The organism is Mucilaginibacter sp. OK283 (assembly GCF_900110415.1).
Classification (GTDB): domain Bacteria; phylum Bacteroidota; class Bacteroidia; order Sphingobacteriales; family Sphingobacteriaceae; genus Mucilaginibacter.
In genome coordinates this window covers 283051-302385 of the sequence record NZ_FODR01000006.1, presented here as the reverse complement: position 1 = coordinate 302385, position 19335 = coordinate 283051, and the positions used below count along the sequence as shown (strand labels likewise).

Genomic DNA, 19335 nt, shown 5'->3' with positions numbered 1-19335 from the left:
ATAATGCGCGTTTTGCTTAAAGGATATGTTTTAGGGTTGTTAATGCTGTTGTTTGTTAGCGTGGCGGTTGCCCAGGATCATATGTACTCTCAGTTTTTTAATTCGCCCGTGTATCTTAACCCTGCATTAAACGGGCAATTCCAGGGCGATTTGCGGATGAACCTTATTTATCGCAATCAATTTACATCGGTGCCTGGCGGGTTTAACTATCTTACAGCATCGGTAGATTATAATATTCCGCAATTTGGCGGCGGGGTTGGTTTAATATTTACCCGGGGCAATGAGGGTACCGCCGGGCTTACAAAAAACAATATAGCCGGCATTTATTCCTATAGTGTTGGTTCCGATGATTTTGTATTATCGTTTGGCGTGCAGGCAGGGGTAACCAACCGCTCGGTTGATTATGGTAAACTGATTTTCAGCGACCAGATTGACCCGCGTTTAGGGTACATCCCCGGATCGCCAACAAATGCCGAGTCGCCAAGATTCGACAGCCGGTTCTACTTTGATTCAGGCGCGGGTATAAACCTTGCTTTAAGCGATTTTAATATTGGCGGTGCATTGCAGCATATTAACCGCCCCAATGAATCATTTACCGGTACGCCCGCAAAATTGCCTATGCGCGGCACGGCACATATAAGCTATAGATGGGACCTTAACAAGGATGAAAATCTTGATGAGGACGAGAAATCTTTTTTTATTCCATCAGTTGTTTTTTATAAACAATCAACGGCGCAATCAATAAATATAGGGCTACAGTATAAAAGACATAACCTTAATGCTGGTTTATGGGTGCGTACTGCCGGATCGGGCGGGCCATCTGCTATCACGTTCTCGTTGATATTCGACTTGTTTTTAAACAAAGAAAGTGGAGAGAAACTCCGGATGGGTGTAAGCCATGATGCACCAATTTCGGGCCTTAATTATAGTAATACCAGCGGCACAACCGAAGGAAGTATCGGTTATGAAACCACCTTGCCCTCCCGTGTGGATACCTATCATAAATTTGAAGGGGCAAGGCGCTGTTATGATTTTTATTAAGAATTTTATATACCTTTATCAAGTTATATATCCTGAATTACGATGGAGAGAATCTATCACAAAGCAAGACCCGACCAGTCTTATCTTAAAGACAAACGACATAAAAAGAAAACAGCCATGATAGGTGCATGGATGCTGGCGATTTTTGGAATTATTTTTATGATGATAGTTGTAAAGTTTGCCACATCGGGAGGATCATCTGATATGCTTACGTTTACCATGTTCCCAAACAGCGATGATGCATACCAGGCAGCCAAGCAGTACATTGCACCTACCATCAAATCGGGCAATTTAACTTTTGCCGAAGATCACTATCAGTTTGCAAAAAAATCAGATTCGGTGTTTGTCATTAAATCATACGTAACTTCAATTGATAAAAAAGGAGAAAAAGTAAAAACCAATTTTCAGATCACATTAAAATACAACGGAGGCCCCAAGGCAGTACAGGATAACTGGACGATGATTGATGTGAATGAAGTAACGGAGTAATGCATCATTATTCAGGGTAATTTGCGATCTGCAAAACACATTAATAATACCTGCTTTACGGTTCTTTTACTTTTAAAAGCGAACTGGATTTATCATAAATAAGCTTTCTGAAAAAAAAGTAAAACCAAAGGCAACCCTTTCAACTATAAATACGTGTTAGTTGCAAACAGGAATTAATTAAACAGGTAGCCCGTATATATGGGAGAAGCAGAACTACAACAATTGATTGCAGGCTGTTTACAGCATAGCCGAAAAGACCAGAAGATGCTTTACAAAGCATTTTATGGCTTTGCTATGAGTATATGCCTGCGATACGCCGGCAATAGGTACGAAGCTGCTGAGATTATGAACCAGGGCTTTTTAAAAGTGTTTACCAACTTGCAAAAATATGATACCAGCCGCCCCTTTATTGCATGGGTTGGCAGGATTATGATGAACACCTCCGTTGATTATTACAGAAGTAACCTAAAGCTCTCACTTACCGATGACCTTGACGCCGCCGAGGACATAGGACATAATGAACTCCCCGATCGGAAGTTAAATTACGATGATCTTATTGGCATGGTGCAACAACTGCCAAACGCCTACCGGACAGTGTTTAACCTTTTTGCTATTGAGGGATTTTCGCACGAGGAGATAGCGTCGAAACTAAATATAAGTACAGGTACATCAAAATCAAATTTGTTTAAAGCGCGTGAAAAATTGAAAAATATGGTAATCAACTCCGGCAGGCTGCCGGATAGTAATTCCGGCAGCGGGCAACATACCATTGTGGCTATTGGCACTATAAGCATCAGTATGTCGGTATTGATAGAATTAATAATGAAATGAAAGAGAAAGACGAAAATAAGCTGGATCAATTATTCAGGGACGGGTTATCCGGCCCTGGAGACCACTTTGCTTTTCGTGAGGAGGATTGGGAGTCTATGGAGCAGCTGCTGGATAAAAAATCCAATAAAAAAGCAGGCTTCTTCCGTATTATGTATTATGCATCCGGCATTGCAGCTTTATTGCTGCTGGCCTTAGGTTTATATTTTTACAGCAAAAACGATACTACAGATCCAGCTAAATTACACGGAAAGGTTAATAAAACAGGCTACAGTCAAAAACATTCAGGTTCACCTGATCGCGATACCGGCAACAGCCTCAACAATAAAACTGATGATCTCGCGGTAACCGCGCCGGGCGGGCAATCCAATAGCGTTAAATCTGCAAAAAAAGATACGATTAACAATAAAGCCGAAAACATGGCCGTAAACAATTCAGCCAATAACAACCGGGCATCAAAAGTTAAAGTAAGCACGGGAAATAATCTTAACGATAAAGCTACTAACATGGCTGCCAACGATGTGCGGCCTAAAAATAACGCGCAAAAAACGGAAACAATTAATAAAGCCATACCAGGCAGCAATGCAGCCCAACTGGCCGATAATAAAACACCAAGTGCAAATAAAGCACCTGATGGCCAAACAGCCGGTATTGATACACCTGATAATGACGGTAAAATAGCCCCGGCAGGCAACCAGGTTAAAAACAACATGGCAGCAAATCAAAATGCAGATACGACAGCGAATAAGAAAGCAGAGCGGGAGGCAAAAAAACAAATGGCTATTGTTAAGGCATCAGCAATAAAAAACAGGCCACAGTTTTCTATCAGCGTGTTGGCCGCATCTGACGCTAATGCGGTAAATTCATTTGGGCATAGCCAAACAGGTACTAATTATGGATTGCAGCTTTCATTACGGATTACAAAAAAGTTAACTATAAGCACGGGTGCAGCATACGCTATTAAGCCTTATTCATCAACACCTACCAGTTATTCGTCTGCGTCTTACAATCCATCAATAACGCCTACCAATATCCAGGCAAATTGTAAGGTGCTTGATGTTCCTTTGAACCTCAGTTACCAATTGTATTCAAAAGGGAGCAACGCTATTGGTGTTGGTACGGGGTTATCATCGTACTTTATGCTTAAAGAAAATTACAGGTTTGATTACTCGGCCGAAAGCGGCTGGAAACCCTATAACCTGGAAATACGAAATAAAAATACACACCTGTTTGGCGTGTTGAACGTTAATGTTAATTACCAGCGAAGAATAAATTCAAAGTTTAGCGCCGTTTTACAACCCTACATGAAACTACCGATTACCGGTATTGGCAATGGCAAGGTCGACCTCAAATCAACCGGCGTTGCCCTTGGTATAAACTGGAACATTGGTTCAGGGTTTAAGCCATGATAGGCCGAAGTCTGAAGTACTAAGTAGAGCACTTTAAGTCGTAAAATGGATTTCGATTTTTTGACTTAGGGCTTAGTACTTTCGACTTCAGACTTATTTAATGATCTACCTTTAACCAGCCAGTAATACTCATTCTTGGTTTTTGAGTACATAAAACCTCGTGAACAAGCTCATTACTTTTAAAGAATACCGTGCGCCCGTTTTCAGGGCCGATGTTTTGTTCACGAGTTAAATGGTGTATACGCAATTCGCCACCATCGGCAGCTAACCACCCGGTATTTAAATACATGATCATTGAATATTTACGGCTATCGTTATTCCTGAACTGATCAAGATGTTTTTTGTAGAAAGCGCCCTTTTCATACAACGTATAATGAAATTCATAGCCGGTGATACCAGTATAACAGGTTTTATTAAGATAGGCAACAAAGCTATCCATCAGGTCGAGAAAATCATTTTCGCAAGGGGTGTCATGCTTGCGGTCGAGCCAGTAGATGTGGTCGCCCCTAACTTTAGTGTCATGGTTCACGGCTCTATCGTTACCGGTTCCGGCAGATAACAGCAAGCTCGATTGAACAAGTGCCAGTAGGTTTAGCTTAAGATCGGCAGCAAGCGTGTCACTTAAAAAATGATCGGCTATGCCAACCTTATCGGCAAGGTAACTATCGATAAGGCAATTGAATGAATCTTCCAATAAAGGTGAGTTAGCATGTTATCCGGCAAATGCAGGCATGTTGTTAAAGATACCCTTTTTAATCGATCTGGCAGCAGTATTACCTTGCCAATGCTATGATATCCTTTCCTTCTATCACTTTTTTGGGATACGGTTGGTTAACCACCTTTATCATGGCGGTAGCCAATTCCTCCAGGGTGCAAAAACCCGCCGGGTAAAGCGCACGGCCAACCGGGAACAGCCAGTTGATATACTTGTAAAAGTTATGGGCATTTTTTAAACCCTTTATTGGTTTTATAAAACCGGGCCTAAAGGCGTAAACTTGTTTAAAGGGCAGTTTCATCAGGTCGTTTTCTGTTTTACCTTTTACCGCGGCCCACCCGTTGCCTTTTTCATTACTATCGGTGCCAGCGCCCGATACATAGCAAAAGGTCATCTCCGGATCCTGTTTTGCCAATATTTGAGCCATGTGCATGGTGAGTGTATAAGTAAGCCTATAATATTCATCGGCCTTTTTACCTACCGAAGTAACACCCAGGCAAAAAAAGCACGCATTATAACCGGTAAGCTGATCACTGATTGGCGAGAGATCAAAAAAATCGGCATGAATAATCTCTTTTAATTTGGGATGCGATACCCCCGACGGCTTCCGGTTAATCACTAATACCTGCTCAACATCCGGGTTTTGTAAACATTGGTGCATAAGCCCCTCGCCTACCATTCCGGTTGCGCCGGTAACAATGGCTTTTATTCCTGCTTTCATATGGTAAAATGTATTTGCATAAAATTAATGCTTTAACATGAGGCCGCACGCGCTTTTTGAAATAAGTTTTTGGTGCGCGGGCAACCCTCCCGCCTAAAATAACGATATAGTTAATAGATGCCCTTTGCTTTTTGTATTACTTAAAGCAACAGACACCGATTAACATTAATATAACATGAATCCAATTTCTGTTGTGATCATTACCAAAAACGAGGCCGGTACCCTTGTTAAAAGTATCCCGCTGCTGAAACAGATCAGCGACGACATTATTGTGATTGACAATAACAGTACCGATCAAACCGTAACTATAGCCACGGCATATGGCTGCAAAGTATATCAAAAGGCATGGATTGGCTACGGCGCCAACAAAAATAAAGGCATTCAGCTGGCGCGATATAACTGGATACTAAGCGTTGATGGTGATGAGATACCCGACCAGGCCCTGATCAACTCTATAAAGGCAACGGCTCCGGGCGATGATAAAACCGTTTACGATATAGCCTTTAAAACTTATTTTGGCAAAAAGCTCATCCGCTTTGGTAACTGGGGTCGCGATCACCATATCCGCCTGTTCAACAGGCAGCATGTTAAATGGAACGAAACGCCGGTACACGAAACATTGCAACTGCCGCAAAACGTTGTTGTAAAAAAACTGGACGGTAACCTGCACCATTATTCTGTGGAAAACCAGGCCGAGTATGAGAAGAAAACAATTCACTATTCGCAATTAAGCGCCATAAAGTACCTGAAAGCCGGAAAAAAGGCGGGCCTTGTAAAGCAGTATTTGGCGCCGGTATTTCATTTTGTGAAGACCTACTTGTTTTTATTGGGGTTTTTAGATGGCAGAGAAGGCTTCATCATTTCGCGGATGGCATTTAAAAATACATGGCTAAAATATCATTACCTTAGTAAAGCTACACAAAGCCTAAAGAATAAGCCGATTTACCAGCATGACGTACCTACCGTGGCATATAAACTTAATACCCATGCGCGTGTTGAATAAACCACAGCATTGTTCATGAAAAAAAAGCTGGTAATTGATCTTTCGGCAAATACATTGCAGCTTGTCATCAACCAGCTGTTTGGGGTGATTATTTTTTATGTATTATCTGTAAATCTTGATAAAAACAGCTTTGGCCAGGTTAATCTGGCCTTAGCGGTACTGCTATCTGCATTCAACATCCTTTCTTTTGGTATCGACCAGGTAATTATTAAAAAAGTAGCGCATGGCGATGATGTTCAAACAGTTTTGTCGCTTTATGCTTTCCATGTGTTGTTTGCCGGAGGGCTATTTTATGGCATCCTGTTATTGGGCCGCACGTTTTTCATACATGACAATGAAGTATACCGCCTGATGCTGCTGTTGGGCCTGGGCAAGCTTATGATCTTCTTTTCCACACCATTAAAGCAGGTTTCTAGCGGCATGGAGCGTTTTAAATTACTGGCATGCATGCTGGTCATATCCAATATGGTAAGGGGCATCAGCCTGCTCATTTTGGCCGTTTTGCACCAGGTAAGCATAGGCACCATAATATGGGTATTTATTGGTGGCGATGTACTTGAATTAACGGCGTCCTTTTATCTTTTCAGGCGCTATGTACGGGTGCCCGTACTTCCCGCCTGGAGAAAATCACCTTACTTTGCCTTACTGCGCCAATCATTGCCACAGGTTGGAGTGGTCTTAATTACTTCGGCCCTGGCCCGGTTCGATTGGTTGTTCATCGGGTTTATGGTATCGGCAGTTAGTTTGGCAGAGTATAGTTTCGCATACAAGATATTTGAGATCTCTACCCTCCCCTTATTAGCTATCGCCCCCTTAATTCTTCCCCGTTTTACCAAATTATTTAAAACTGATAACCATCGCCGGGCCGATCTTAAATTGCTCATCCGGATAGAACTTATAATAGCAGCATTTACTGCTTTGATTTTAAATATGTGTTGGAACCCTGTGGTTGACAACATAACCCATGGCAGGTATGGCGCGGTTAATACAACAACCATATTTATCCTCTCGCTTTGTTTACCCCTGCTGTATTTAAATAATTTTTTGTGGACGATTTTTTTTGCGCAAAACAGGTTAAAAATGATCTTCAATTCGTTTTTGCTCACTTTTGCCGTAAATGTAGTTGGCGACCTTGTATTAATCCCTTTTTACAAAAACGAAGGGGCTGCCCTCGCGTTTTTATTGGCCTGCCTGGTGCAGGGTGTTTTCTACCTCGCCAATGACAAATCGGGGCTTAAGGGTTCTTTTTATACACTCGCCATTTGTACCGCATGTGCCTTTTTTAGCGGATTGGCAGCCAAAGCCCTATTCCCAAACCTATGGCTGGCCGCGATAATGGCGGTTGTATTTTACGGTGTTTCGTTATTGATCACGATGCAATTAAAGCGGGATGACAGAGCTGGCCTAATCGGGCTGTTAAACTGGTAAAATAAGGCATCTTCCTGCTTTACGCAGGCAACCAATACGGTTTTCAGGTCGTAATGACTTTAAATGCCCAAGGATAATGTTGGTTAACAAAGCAGTTTTTTACATTGATAAATTAAAGCAAAAGGTGGATTGGAAGCTACTGGCCTTTTTGCTTTTATTTTTGAACGTAAAAATCGGCATCAAGATCCCGGTTATCATCCTGTTCACACTCCTTCAATTTAATTTCAAGTTCGGTTTTAGTTTCAAAAACTCCCGGTTGCCCCTGTTTTATCCATTAGTAATAGCTATAGCGGTTATTAACTGGTTTATAGGCAAAAATTATACGCAACTTAATTATAACATTATGTTATCGGCTGGTATAGGGTTTTGGATATTATGCATCCTTGCCATTCACCAGGTAAAGCTGGCTGTTGAGCAAAACCAGCCTGTCGTAATACATCAAACCATTCTGGTTTTTTTTATTATCAATGCATTATTCTCGGCCGGCAACCTGGCTGCCATATTTTTAGAGACCCATGCCATTAACCCTTATACCTACCAGGGTCAGCTGCAAAAGTATTTTTTAAACACCGGCGATTATATAAGGGGTGTAACTTTTGATACCTCCACAACCAACGCTATGCTAAATGCTTTTGGCGTAATCTACTTTTTAACGCGCAAAAACGCCCCCATGCTTTTTGTGTGTATGGCTACCTTATTGTTTACGGGCAGCAATTTTATCAATATTGTTATAGTTCTCGTTTTTTTAATGTTATTTATTTTCAAAACAGATCGTTATCAAAAAAGCCTGATTGTAGTTTGCCTGGTTTTTTTAGGCGTTTTTATGGCGAAAATCTCGCCTCAAAATAATCAATATACAACTAACGCAATTTCGATCCTGCTGCATAAAGATCCAAGCCCGCCCACCCCCCCGGTGTGGGCAAATGTACCTGTAGAAGCGAGACCGGATAGTGTATTAAGCTTTGATGAACACAGGCAAAAACAGGCCATCATTTTCAGGGATAGCGTTTATAAGGCAGCCCATCCCAAAAGAACGGAGATTATAAAGCCACAGGACAAGCCCTACGAAACCGAAGGCGGCCGGATAGCCATTAAGGGGCCCGATATTAATTCGGCGCCTTATCAAAGCAGTACCCAAACCCCTCCCGAGCAAAAACAACTGGTGCAGTTTATTGATGCACACAAGACGGCGTTGCCGGTTGCCGGGCAGGAAATTGTAGTGCCCAGGCTGGATAGGCCCGGCAAGCTGATTGGCTTTTTACAAACAACCAATTTTTTGCGTCACCATATTAATAAAATAATAACCGGCGCAGGTATGGGCAATTTTTCGTCGAAGCTGGCTTTTAGGGCTACCGGCCTGGGGTTTGCCGGAGGCTATCCGCATAAATTCACCTACATCGGGCATGATTTTATGGTAAATCATCTCGACCTGTACCTCAATTATTTCAGCAAAAGGGCGGGCTTTCATTCGTTAACCAATAGTCCGTTTTCGGTTTATGACCAGTTATTAGCCGAATATGGCATTATTGGTTTACTCGTATTTGCCGTTTACTACCTTGGCTTTTTTGCCAGGCATTATAAAGCTTTAACTTATGGCCTGCCCCTTTTGCTGTTAATGCTGGCAGCATTTTTTATCGAGTACTGGTTTGAACAGCTTTCGGTTATCGTATTTTTCGAACTGTTGCTGTTGCTAAACATCAAAGAAACCAAATCCCCTAAACTGTTGGCACATGAACTTTAGCATCCCACAAATAACGGTATTGATGCCTGCCTACAACGCCGGTAAATATATTGGCGATGCCATAACATCGGTACTGGAACAAACTTTTGCGGATTTTGAATTACTTATAATAAATGACGGATCGACAGACAATACGATCGACGTTGTCCGTTCATTTGACGACCAGCGCATTGTAGTAATTTACCAGGATAACAAAGGTATTGCCGGTGCGCTTAACAACGGACTGAAGTATGCCCGTGCGCCATATATAGCGCGCTTTGATGCCGATGATATTTGCTACCCCGAACGCCTGCAACTGCAGTATGATTTTATGGTAGCGAATCCAGAGTACAGCGTAATTGGATCTGCTGCTGACTATATTGACATGGAGGGGCACTTTTTGTTTACCCATAAGCCCCCGGCTTTTGATAACGACGAGATTCAGCAGTTAAAATATTCGGTTTGCCCTTTCATTCACTCCTGTGTTTTTTACAAAAAAGATATGGTAATTAGCAAGGGGGGGTATAATGAGCATGCCTATAGCTTTGAAGATCATTTTTTATGGGTTAATATTTTAAAAGATCAAAAGGCCTGCAACCTTGCCCTACCCTTAATTAAAGTAAGGCTAAACCCCGAATCAATCACCATTGATGAAAAATGGAGGCCCCGTAAGTTCAGGGATATCAAATATGCTACGCTTAAAAACCGCGCTATAAGTAAACGGGAAGGCAGTTTACTGGCAGAAATAGGCGAAAAACAATATTCGGCTAAAATAAAACAAGGCTCTTATTATGCGCTTTGCGGTAAAAAACTACTGCTTAATAACTTTCAGCCACAAAAGGCCCGCGTTCATGTGGCCAGGGCTATCAGCATCTCGCCCTTAAGGTTAGATAACTACCTGCTGTATACTGTTAGCTACCTTCCGGAACGAGTAATTATTTGGCTGCATAAATTAGTATCAGGAGGTGCTGCGATATGAAAGTAGCATTCATCACCCGGTCAACCTTGTATACCGTGCCCGGCGGCGATACCGTGCAGGTGGTGCAAACCGCGCGCCATCTTACTTTTATGGGCATTACCACCGATATAAAACTGGCAAACGAGCACATTAATTACAACAATTACGACCTGCTGCATTTTTTTAACCTCAGCCGTCCTGCCGATATTTTATACCATAGCCATAAGGCCGAAAAGCCATTCGTGATATCAACCATACTATGTAATTACAGCGAGTATGATCAGCAGCATCGTAAAGGTTTGGGCAGAATTTTCAAGTATTTGCCGGCAGATGGTGTGGAATATGTTAAAACCATAGCCCGTTACCTGCTTGGCCGCGATAAACTGGCCAGTTTGGCTTATACCTGGAAGGGACAGCGCAAAAGTATATTGGATATTTTAAGCCGGGCGGCTATGATATTGCCCAACTCCCGCTCGGAGTATCACCGGGTATTAAACAATTACCCGGGCGAAGTAAGGCACATGGTGGTACCGAACGGCACCGATCAGCATTTGTTTAAATACGATGCCTCGGTAACAAAAGATGATAAACTGGTGCTTTGTGTTGCCAGGATAGAAGGCATTAAAAACCAGCTGAACCTGATAAAAGCATTAAATAACACGCCTTACCGTTTGCTGCTTATCGGAACCCATTCTCCCAACCAGGCAGCTTATTACCAGGAATGCCGCAAAACAGCGGCAGATAACATCACCTTCATTGAGCAGATACCGCAATATGAACTGGTAAAGTACTATGCACAGGCCAAAGTACATGTATTACCAAGTTGGTTTGAAACCACCGGCCTTAGTTCGATAGAAGCCGCCTTAATGGGCTGCAGCCTGGTTATCAGCGACAAAGGCGATGTAAGGGAATATTTTGCCGACGATGCATTTTATTGCGATCCGGCAATGCCTAAAAGCATTTTGGCTGCCATTGAAAAAGCCAGCCAGGCCCCCGTTAACGAAGATTTACGCGATAAGATTTTACAAAAATATACCTGGAAACAGGCTGCTACTGAAACTTTAAAAGCATACCAATCTGTATTATAACATGAAACTACGCATAGCCATATTAGGGACCAGGGGTGTACCAAATTACTACGGTGGGTTTGAACATATTTCGGAATATGTATCGGCCGGCCTTGTAAAGCGCGGCCACTCGGTAACGGTTTATAACTCACACAATCATCCATATCAGCAGGATAGCTGGAACGGTGTCGAAATAAGGCATTGTTATGATCCTGAGTACCTGGTTGGTACCGCAGGGCAATTTGTTTATGACATGAACTGCCTGTTAGATGCCCGTAAACGAAATTTTGATGTGGTAATGCTTATGGGCTATACCAGCAGTTCGGTTTGGGGACAGCTTTATCCTAAACACAGCACCATTATTACCAATATGGACGGCATGGAGTGGAAACGGACTAAATACTCCAAACCAGTACAGCAGTTTTTAAAATATGCCGAAAAGCTGGCAGTTAAACACAGCGACTATTATGTTGCCGATTCAAGGGTGATAAAGTCGTATCTGAAGGATAAGTATAACATCAACAGTAAATACATCCCCTATGGTGCAGATATTTTTACCGATTTTGAGCGCGAGCAATATGATGTAAGCGAAGCGCTAAAGGAGGATTATTTTTTGCTGATGGCACGCATGGAACCCGAAAATAACATCGAAGCCATCCTGGAAGGTTTTAACAGGAGTAATTCGGGCAAAAAGTTTAAAGTTTTGGGCGATACCAGCAATCGTTTTGGCAAGTTCATCACCAATAAATTTGCCAACGACCAACGCATTCAATTTAAAGGCGCCATTTTTGATACGCCCAAGGTACGTTCGTTGCAAAATAACTCTTACCTGTATTTTCATGGGCATAGCGTTGGAGGCACCAATCCATCCTTGTTAGAAGCGATGGCCAGCGAGGCCCTGATAGCGGCGCATAATAACCCCTTTAATAAGTCGGTATTAAATACGGATGCTTTTTATTTTTCAAATGCGACCGAAGTAACCCACCTGGTAGAGAATGTGCAGCGTAAAGCGCCCGAAAAAAATATGGTAATGAATAACCTGCATAAAATTCAGTACCAGTTTAATTGGGAGCGGGTAATTGACCAATACGAGGAGTTTATTATCGAAAGCTATAAACACAAAAACCATGAAGCAATTATTGCTGATAAATGATAATAACGCTAATAAGGTAAGTTATTACCACATCATGTTACTTATGGCAAGCCTGCCGTTTGACAGGTTTTACAGCCATATTATACTCATTAGTTTTATTGTGCATACGTTTATCCATTTGCAAAAGGAAAAGCTAAGGATTATGCTCACATTAAAAACTGTAGTACTGCAATCTGTTTTTTTTGTTACGCTTGTTGCCACGATTTACTCCCTTTACCGTTCCGAAGCGTTTAACGAATGGGTATTGCGCTTACCCATTCTGATTTTGCCGCCAGTATTTTTATTAAACGGCCTCGACTTAAAAAAATATCGGGCTAATTTTTTATTTGCTTTTGCCATTGTGTGTACGGCAACCATCATCTACCTATATATTGATGCCCTTATCACCATTAAATATTATCATCTGCCGCTTAAAACCATTTTTTCGCCGGCATTTACCAATCATAATTTCTCGGAGCCGCTTGATATACATGCCACTTTTTTTTCATTACAGTTGGTGGTAGCATTGGTATACCTGTTAACGCTATTGTTTAAACCGCTAACATTGCCTGTAAAATTAATTTGCGGTATTTGCAGCTTCATATTGTTATGCGGACTTATCCAGCTAAGTTCAAAATCAATTCTGGCGATTTTATTTATAATTATTAACCTGGTACTCCCGTATTGCCTGCTTAAGGGTAAAAGCAGGCTGAAGTTTATAATGGCCGGCGCAGCAATATCGGCGTTGGCTTTTGCAACAATTTTAAATGTGTCCTCATTCAAAGAACGTTACTTAACCAGTTTGACAGATGATTTTTCGGCATTTAAACCCGGCGAGAGTACCGACTCGCGCCTGGCCCGCTGGCACGTGGTAGCCCAACTTATTAAGCAGAAGCCTTTAATTGGTCATGGCTCCGGTTCTGAGCAGAAATTGTTACACGATGAATTTTTTAAGGCTAAAATGTACGACTCATTTTTAGCCAACTTGAATTCGCACAACCAATACCTCAGCTTCCTGGTAAAATCGGGCATTTGGGGGCTGCTTGTTTATTTGATAACGCTGGCATACGGTTTTAAAACCGCTATCCTAAAAAAGGACGTGGTATTTATCAGCTTTATGCTACTGATTGCCATTGTTTCGCTTTCAGAAAATGTGCTGGATGCCGATAAGGGTGTTATGTTTTACAGCTTGTTTTTTGCCTTGCTGTTGTTTTCCGGCGGCGAAGTGAAGCCTGAAGAAATCGTCAAAAATAAAAGCCCGGAATATTTAGATGAAGTGGCAACCAACAGTTTAGCACTTACGTCATACTAATGTTGTGCCGCCTATAAAATGGTAGATAGTTCTTAGTAGAAAGTCCTAAGTTACAAGCCTACAACAACGGCGAGATAAAATTCAGAACTCAAGACTCAGAACTTAAGACTTAATACTATAAATAATGCAGATCAGGTCCGTTTTTAATCAACCAAGCATCAATACTGTGTCAGAAATTAAAAAGAACATATTAACTACGCTGGCCTACTTTGATGTGTTTAATTACCCGCTTACGCGCGAAGAGATATGTTTGTTTTTGCAGGTAAAATATGAACGCAAGACTTTTGACGACGCCATGACCTGCTTGATAGAAACCCGGATGGTATACCGTTTTGATAAGTTTTACTGTTTAAAAAACGATCAATACCTGGCGCAGCGCCGTAACAAAGGAAACCAAAAGGCTATTGAAATGATTAATACAGCACGCAAGGTTGGCAGCTTACTTATTAATTTCCCTTACGTGCGGGGTATCGCTATTTCGGGCTCACTATCTAAAAATTATGCCGACGACCGATCAGATATCGACCTGTTTATAATTACTGCGGCAAATCGCCTTTGGGTAGCGCGTACCCTGATGCATTTTTTTAAGAAGCTAACCTTCCTGGTAAATAAGCAACATTGCTTTTGCATGAACTATTATGTAGATGAACAAGCGCTTGAAATAGCCGAAAAAAATATATATACCGCTACAGAAGTAGTTACCCTGATACCCATCCAGGGCGACACTACTTTTGCTGATTTTTTTGCAGCCAACGTTTGGACGCGCAAATACCTGCCTAATCATATTATGCGGGTATCAACAGCTAAGTCGCTAAAAAATAATTGGTTAAAAAGCCTGGCTGAATTTTTACTTAACAATAAGCTGGGCGATTTACTGGATGATGGCTTTATGAATATAACATCGCGCAGGTGGAGTGAGAAAACCAGGCAAAAGAAGCTTAATGATCATGGCGTATTACTGGCCATAGTTACCGGTAAACATTGTGCCAAACCCGATCCGGGAAATTTTCAGTCGAACCTGATTAGGCGCTTTCAAAATAAAATAATACAATTGCTTGCCGAAAACCAGCATAGTGTAGCCCATTGAAAAGATAGTTTATTCTGAAACCTGCTGTACAGCTTTAATTTTAGATACCACAAGCCCGGTTACCACCAAAATAGTTCCCGCTATAGCGTAAACCGAGATTTGTTCGCCAAGTAAAAGGTAACCAAAACCGTACCCAAATACAGGCGTAAGATAAAGCCAGGTCCCGGCGGTTACAGCATCCTGGCCAACCAGGTATAGCCACAATTGGTTGGCGATAAATGAGAGCACCACAATTAGCCAAAAAAGGGATAAAAACAGGTTGACGTTAATGTGGTGTACATGTTGCTGCCCAAATAGCGGGCAAAACGGCAGCAAAATTATACCACCGACAAATACCTGCCAAATATTGAACGATACATTAGGCAAGCGCATAGTTAATGTAGAGAAGTAAACGCTGCTTGATGCATAGGCAAAAATGTAAATAAGCAGCAATATGATACCAAGGGGTTTTATACTGGCATTAGGCAGCGCCGCTGCAGAAGCCAGCACCAGGCCGGTAAATGCAATCAGCATCCCAATAATTTCGAACCTGGTAAGTTTCCGTTTAACAATTATTGACGAAAAAAGGGCGATTAGTAAAGGCGCAACCGCTATAAACAACATACTGATACCGGCCGATGCGTATCGCTGGGCGGCAAAAAACGAACCTAAAGTTAAAGTGGTGCATAAAAAGCCGTAAATGACGATGCTTTTCCATTCGCTTTTTAGCGGCCAGAAACGTTCATTCCTGACCAGGCCAAAAAAAGGACCGAATATGAAGCCGGTGGCAATAAACCGGATGCTGGCCAATATTAGTGCATCTGCCGAGCGGATTCCGAATTTTACAGCGACAGACCCGGTTGCCCAAAGAATACTAAACAATAAACCAGGAAGGATTTTTTTTACCATGGGCGTATTATATGGCCGCAAAGGTAGGATAAACACCAATTTAGAGACACGAATTCACACGTATTTTTTCGAATTTCACGAATAACATGGCAGGTTCTCCGGCTATCCGAATGGATATTATAGACAAGAACTCTAAAGTAAATAGTTAATTCTCTGGTTTAGGGCCTAATTGTGCAGGCAGGGGCAACGCATTTAAAGTAGGTTAACATAACTTAACACATTTTAAATACGATAGGATATAACTATTTAATAACCAATGCCTTATATTTTAACAAGGTTAACATTAAACCGATGTAAATTCGTGAAATTCGTGTGTGCTGTTTTTCTCCAGCGAAATAATAAAGTAATCGCCGATATACTTCCAGGGCCAGGCGCTTTTTAGCCGGTCTTCTTTGCTGCTCAGGAATTTATATGCTTTAGGGTGCTTTTCGGCAAAACCCTCTATGTATGATGGTGGCACTATTGTACACAGGCCTTCAATACCTAATACTTTAAATGACTTTTGTAAAGTATTGATAATGAATGATGGCTTATAATAAAAACACTTAAAGTAAGCACCTTCAATATGGGCAGATCTCCCTTTGCTGCTAAAAAATCGCCGGAACGCGGTTTTGAACCGTCCTTTAAAAACAAGCAATGTTTCCCACAGGCAAAATGGCGATATGATAACTAACGTTACCTTACCGCCGGGTTTTAAAAGACTATCGAATGATAACAAAACTTTTTCCAGCTCACCGGTACAGTTCAGGCCGCCAAAGTTGGAAAATATATGATCATACGGGCCTCTTTGTTTTAATTGATCCAGTTGGGTAAATGAGCAAATTTCGGTGCTTATACGGTTTTTATAGGGCATTGCTTTTTGCCGAAGCTCGTGTTGCATCCCTGTTGATATATCTGTAGCATGAACATAATGCCCTTGTTGGGCAAAAAAAATGGCATCCTCCCCTGTCCCGCTGTTCAATTCGAGTATACTGCCCTCCGGTTTTAAATATTGAAGTACATGTTCCCTTACCCTTGCCCTTTTGTAATTGATAATGGTATTGCCCGAATAAATTTCGTCAAATACCGCAGATTGCCTGCTAAAGGCATCTGATGCGCTTGCTTCATTATTTACAAAGCTGATTTGGCTCATACGGTGTTTTCCAGTTTTTGAAGTTTAAACCCTTCTATCAAAGTTGCCGGGGCATGGTAAATAAACGACGCGGCCTTCCTGATACGTTTTAAACTGGGTTTAAATGGATTTTTCAGGAGTTTTACCAGGCTGTTTTTGGCCAGGTGGGCATGGTAATTTTGATGCACGTAGCGATGCAGCTGCTTATAATACGCAGCGCTAAACGTGTTGCTAAACATCAGCGCCATCTCGTCGGAGTCTGTCCAGTTTGTTTTTTGGCGCAGGTCGGCTTTTACTTTTTCATAAAATAAAGTCCCTGGCAATGGGTACGATACAGATATCCCGATTTCATGGGGCAACAGGTTATTGATCATATTGATAGTAAGGGCGATATCATCTTTTGTTTCGCCGGGGTAGCCAAACTGAATAAAGAAGGATGGCCTGATGCCATGCTTTTTCATCAGTTTTGTGGCTGTCGCTATCTGTTCAATACTGGTGCCTTTATCCATCGCGTCCAGTATCTTTTGCGAACCGCTCTCGGCGCCTATCCATACATTTTCGCAGCCGGATGCAGCCAGCGCAGCCACATCTTCATCGTCCAGCAACAAATCTGCCCGTGATTGGAGCTTGTACCTGAACTTCAGCCCCTCCTTTTTTACCAGTTGGGCAAACTGTTTTACCCAGCCGGGTTTCAATCCAAAAATGTCGTCGCAAAACCAAATATGGTCCATGTTGAACATGGTTTTTAAAAGCTTAAGCTCGGCAATCACATTTTCGGCACTGCGCGAATTATAGCGGTTGCCATAAATCGGTTTAGCGCACCAGTTGCATTTAAAAGGGCAGCCGCGGGTAGTACCAACGTTCATCGAGAAATATCCCGCATGTTTAAGCCAGCTTTCGCGGTAAGGGGTAATATCAATCAAATCCCAGGCGGGCAGTGGCAAGGTATCCAGATCTTTCAATACCGGCCTTGCGATGGTTTTAAAGGGGATGTTATTTTTGATATAAGCAAGTCCCTGTATTTGCGCAATATCTTCAATACCGCTTTTGATGGCGTTGGTAAGTTCCAACAGCGTTTGTTCAGCCTCGCCTATGATTACAAAATCGGCGCCTTCGTTCAAATATTCTTTATAACGGTCTGTCGAGTCGGAACTGGAGACAATTACGGTGCAACCATACTTTTTGGCCAGCTTGCACATTTTAAACGCGGCCTCGCGCATATTGGTGAGGCACATTTTGGTGAGATAGTTAAACCCATCATCGTAAATCACAAAAAAACCGGGTTTATTTTGCGCTATGGCGGGCACAACATCATGCGCCGTATACGAAAACATGTTATCAAAAAAAGATACGTTATAACCATGCATCCGCATATTGGATGCGGCATATAGTGTACCCAGCGGTGCGTACGGCTGCCCTATTGCCCATTGCTTGGGATCGAACCGTAAAAAGTAGGAATGAGTGAACAATATATTATTTAGCTGGTCCATAAAATTAAGATAGACGGGTTAATGGCGACAGGTTAAGCGAGCAAACAAGTTTTACTTTGGTAAGCTGCTTTTGATTTTCATTACCCTTAAAAGTTTGTAATACACTTTGGCTGTTCATTAGTCAGGATTTTATTTTTATCCAGTAAAAAACACTTTTTTTGAATATCTTATTAAAAAACGCAGTAGGATTAAACATTACCTTGTGCTTAAGATGCATTACCTGTTTTAAAGGATGATGAAAATAATACTGCGCCATTTCCGGAAAACCTATTGATGTAAAATAATCCTTACTCCTTTCGGCTGCTGTTTCAACTTCACCCGAATGATAAAAATGGGTATCGAGTACATGTACCCGCCCGGTGGAGGTCAGCAAACCAAATGCATTATTCATAACTTCCTTAAGCGATGGAAAGTATTGGATGGATGCGGCAAAAATAATCACGTCAAATTTAATTCCTTCGTTAAACGCAGTGCCGCTGAACGGGGCATGGATAAATTTAAGGTTCCTTTTTTTAAAAACCCTATTGGCCTGCTCAATCTCTATCCTGTTAGGGTCTATCCCGGTTACTTTAGCTTTGGGGATGTTAGCAAGTTTAGCCGAAAGCCAGCCATTGCCGCAACCAACCTCCAGGATATCCAATGGGCCCCGTTGTTTTTTAAGGAAAGCGATTAGCTGTTCGGCAGAATGCTTTCTCATTTTCCATTCTTTATAATACCGGTGACCGGAATCAACATCCGGCAGGCGCGTTACTTGTTTATCGCTATACAGCCTGCCTTCTTTATCGCGCACAGCAACGTACATGGCCTCAAATGCATCATTAGCTATCGGACTCTGGTTTATGGCAATATCGTTTCTTTCGGGGTTCAATTGTTATTGGGCTAAGTTTAAAATATAGTTTTGTACGCGACGCCTGGCATCGGTGCTTTTAGGGCTAT

At 41.9% G+C, this 19335-nt stretch carries 18 protein-coding genes; 12 read left to right on the top strand and 6 right to left on the bottom strand.

The features are described from left to right. Positions 1-3 precede the first annotated feature (3 nt). The 4 genes from BMX56_RS16400 (at position 4) to BMX56_RS16385 (ending at position 3767) form a co-directional block, all read left to right on the top strand. Entirely contained in the window at positions 4-1041 is a 1038-nt protein-coding gene (locus BMX56_RS16400; protein ID WP_090650233.1) for a PorP/SprF family type IX secretion system membrane protein, read from the top strand. Positions 1042-1083: 42 nt separating this feature from the next. Next, positions 1084-1530 (top strand): hypothetical protein, encoded by a 447-nt coding sequence (locus tag BMX56_RS16395; RefSeq protein WP_143065459.1) that lies wholly within the window; start codon positions 1084-1086, stop codon positions 1528-1530. Positions 1531-1728: 198 nt separating this feature from the next. Further along, entirely contained in the window at positions 1729-2361 is a 633-nt protein-coding gene (locus tag BMX56_RS16390) for an RNA polymerase sigma factor (RefSeq protein ID WP_090650227.1), read from the top strand. Beyond that, positions 2358-3767, top strand: a complete 1410-nt coding sequence (locus BMX56_RS16385; protein WP_090650224.1) for a hypothetical protein — start codon at positions 2358-2360, stop codon at positions 3765-3767. Before BMX56_RS16390 ends, BMX56_RS16385 begins: the two co-directional genes overlap by 4 nt. A gap of 97 nt (positions 3768-3864) precedes the next feature. Here the strand turns inward: BMX56_RS16385 and BMX56_RS16380 are convergent, their stop codons facing one another. Further along, entirely contained in the window at positions 3865-4461 is a 597-nt protein-coding gene (locus BMX56_RS16380) for a 2OG-Fe(II) oxygenase (RefSeq protein WP_090650221.1), read from the bottom strand. A gap of 79 nt (positions 4462-4540) precedes the next feature. Further along, positions 4541-5203 (bottom strand): NAD-dependent epimerase/dehydratase family protein, encoded by a 663-nt coding sequence (locus BMX56_RS16375; protein WP_090650218.1) that lies wholly within the window; start codon positions 5201-5203, stop codon positions 4541-4543. A gap of 175 nt (positions 5204-5378) precedes the next feature. Between BMX56_RS16375 and BMX56_RS16370 the strand changes: the two genes are divergently transcribed. The 8 genes from BMX56_RS16370 to BMX56_RS16335 all read left to right on the top strand — a co-directional run bounded on the left by BMX56_RS16370 (position 5379) and on the right by BMX56_RS16335 (position 14910). Continuing rightward, entirely contained in the window at positions 5379-6206 is an 828-nt protein-coding gene (locus BMX56_RS16370; RefSeq protein WP_090650216.1) for a glycosyltransferase family 2 protein, read from the top strand. 15 nt (positions 6207-6221) lie between these two features. Beyond that, positions 6222-7634: an oligosaccharide flippase family protein gene (locus BMX56_RS16365; RefSeq protein WP_090650213.1), complete on the top strand. Its 1413-nt coding sequence runs from the start codon at positions 6222-6224 to the stop codon at positions 7632-7634. A gap of 76 nt (positions 7635-7710) precedes the next feature. Further along, the gene (locus tag BMX56_RS16360) at positions 7711-9375 is read left to right on the top strand and encodes a hypothetical protein (RefSeq protein WP_090650210.1); all 1665 of its coding nucleotides are present in this window, start codon (positions 7711-7713) and stop codon (positions 9373-9375) included. After that, positions 9365-10333: a glycosyltransferase family 2 protein gene (locus BMX56_RS16355; RefSeq protein WP_090650207.1), complete on the top strand. Its 969-nt coding sequence runs from the start codon at positions 9365-9367 to the stop codon at positions 10331-10333. Before BMX56_RS16360 ends, BMX56_RS16355 begins: the two co-directional genes overlap by 11 nt. Further along, positions 10330-11400, top strand: a complete 1071-nt coding sequence (locus BMX56_RS16350) for a glycosyltransferase family 4 protein (protein WP_090650205.1) — start codon at positions 10330-10332, stop codon at positions 11398-11400. The genes BMX56_RS16355 and BMX56_RS16350 overlap by 4 nt, the downstream gene beginning before the upstream one ends. Position 11401: 1 nt before the next feature. Further along, positions 11402-12532 (top strand): DUF1972 domain-containing protein, encoded by a 1131-nt coding sequence (locus BMX56_RS16345; protein WP_090650202.1) that lies wholly within the window; start codon positions 11402-11404, stop codon positions 12530-12532. Then, positions 12507-13823, top strand: coding sequence for an O-antigen ligase family protein (locus tag BMX56_RS16340; protein ID WP_090650200.1), 1317 nt, complete (start codon positions 12507-12509; stop codon positions 13821-13823). The genes BMX56_RS16345 and BMX56_RS16340 overlap by 26 nt, the downstream gene beginning before the upstream one ends. A 124-nt stretch (positions 13824-13947) precedes the next feature. Continuing rightward, positions 13948-14910 (top strand): hypothetical protein, encoded by a 963-nt coding sequence (locus tag BMX56_RS16335; RefSeq protein WP_090650197.1) that lies wholly within the window; start codon positions 13948-13950, stop codon positions 14908-14910. A gap of 9 nt (positions 14911-14919) precedes the next feature. On the opposite strand, the gene BMX56_RS16330 is transcribed toward BMX56_RS16335, so the two are convergent. From BMX56_RS16330 to BMX56_RS16315, 4 genes are all read right to left on the bottom strand, one after another. After that, a complete protein-coding gene (locus tag BMX56_RS16330; RefSeq protein ID WP_090650195.1) occupies positions 14920-15798 on the bottom strand; it encodes a DMT family transporter in 879 nt (292 codons plus the stop codon). Positions 15799-16081: 283 nt separating this feature from the next. Further along, positions 16082-16930, bottom strand: a complete 849-nt coding sequence (locus tag BMX56_RS16325) for a class I SAM-dependent methyltransferase (RefSeq protein WP_090650192.1) — start codon at positions 16928-16930, stop codon at positions 16082-16084. Beyond that, positions 16927-18399: a B12-binding domain-containing radical SAM protein gene (locus BMX56_RS16320; RefSeq protein ID WP_090650190.1), complete on the bottom strand. Its 1473-nt coding sequence runs from the start codon at positions 18397-18399 to the stop codon at positions 16927-16929. The genes BMX56_RS16325 and BMX56_RS16320 overlap by 4 nt, the downstream gene beginning before the upstream one ends. 121 nt (positions 18400-18520) lie before the next feature. Beyond that, positions 18521-19267: a class I SAM-dependent methyltransferase gene (locus tag BMX56_RS16315; RefSeq protein WP_090650187.1), complete on the bottom strand. Its 747-nt coding sequence runs from the start codon at positions 19265-19267 to the stop codon at positions 18521-18523. Positions 19268-19335: the final 68 nt, after the last annotated feature.

Excerpts from the sequence above, each read along its gene's own strand:
- BMX56_RS16370 (WP_090650216.1), top strand. The coding sequence starts at position 5,379 with ATGAATCCAATTTCTGTTGTGATCATTACCAAAAACGAGGCCGGTACC.
- BMX56_RS16385 (WP_090650224.1), top strand. The coding sequence starts at position 2,358 with ATGAAAGAGAAAGACGAAAATAAGCTGGATCAATTATTCAGGGACGGG.
- BMX56_RS16330 (WP_090650195.1), bottom strand. The coding sequence starts at position 15,798 with ATGGTAAAAAAAATCCTTCCTGGTTTATTGTTTAGTATTCTTTGGGCA.
- BMX56_RS16395 (WP_143065459.1), top strand. The coding sequence starts at position 1,084 with ATGGAGAGAATCTATCACAAAGCAAGACCCGACCAGTCTTATCTTAAA.
- BMX56_RS16325 (WP_090650192.1), bottom strand. The coding sequence starts at position 16,930 with ATGAGCCAAATCAGCTTTGTAAATAATGAAGCAAGCGCATCAGATGCC.
- BMX56_RS16400 (WP_090650233.1), top strand. The coding sequence starts at position 4 with ATGCGCGTTTTGCTTAAAGGATATGTTTTAGGGTTGTTAATGCTGTTG.
- BMX56_RS16345 (WP_090650202.1), top strand. The coding sequence starts at position 11,402 with ATGAAACTACGCATAGCCATATTAGGGACCAGGGGTGTACCAAATTAC.
- BMX56_RS16375 (WP_090650218.1), bottom strand. The coding sequence starts at position 5,203 with ATGAAAGCAGGAATAAAAGCCATTGTTACCGGCGCAACCGGAATGGTA.
- BMX56_RS16335 (WP_090650197.1), top strand. The coding sequence starts at position 13,948 with ATGCAGATCAGGTCCGTTTTTAATCAACCAAGCATCAATACTGTGTCA.
- BMX56_RS16355 (WP_090650207.1), top strand. The coding sequence starts at position 9,365 with ATGAACTTTAGCATCCCACAAATAACGGTATTGATGCCTGCCTACAAC.
- BMX56_RS16390 (WP_090650227.1), top strand. The coding sequence starts at position 1,729 with ATGGGAGAAGCAGAACTACAACAATTGATTGCAGGCTGTTTACAGCAT.
- BMX56_RS16350 (WP_090650205.1), top strand. The coding sequence starts at position 10,330 with ATGAAAGTAGCATTCATCACCCGGTCAACCTTGTATACCGTGCCCGGC.
- BMX56_RS16360 (WP_090650210.1), top strand. The coding sequence starts at position 7,711 with ATGTTGGTTAACAAAGCAGTTTTTTACATTGATAAATTAAAGCAAAAG.
- BMX56_RS16340 (WP_090650200.1), top strand. The coding sequence starts at position 12,507 with ATGAAGCAATTATTGCTGATAAATGATAATAACGCTAATAAGGTAAGT.
- BMX56_RS16320 (WP_090650190.1), bottom strand. The coding sequence starts at position 18,399 with ATGGACCAGCTAAATAATATATTGTTCACTCATTCCTACTTTTTACGG.
- BMX56_RS16365 (WP_090650213.1), top strand. The coding sequence starts at position 6,222 with ATGAAAAAAAAGCTGGTAATTGATCTTTCGGCAAATACATTGCAGCTT.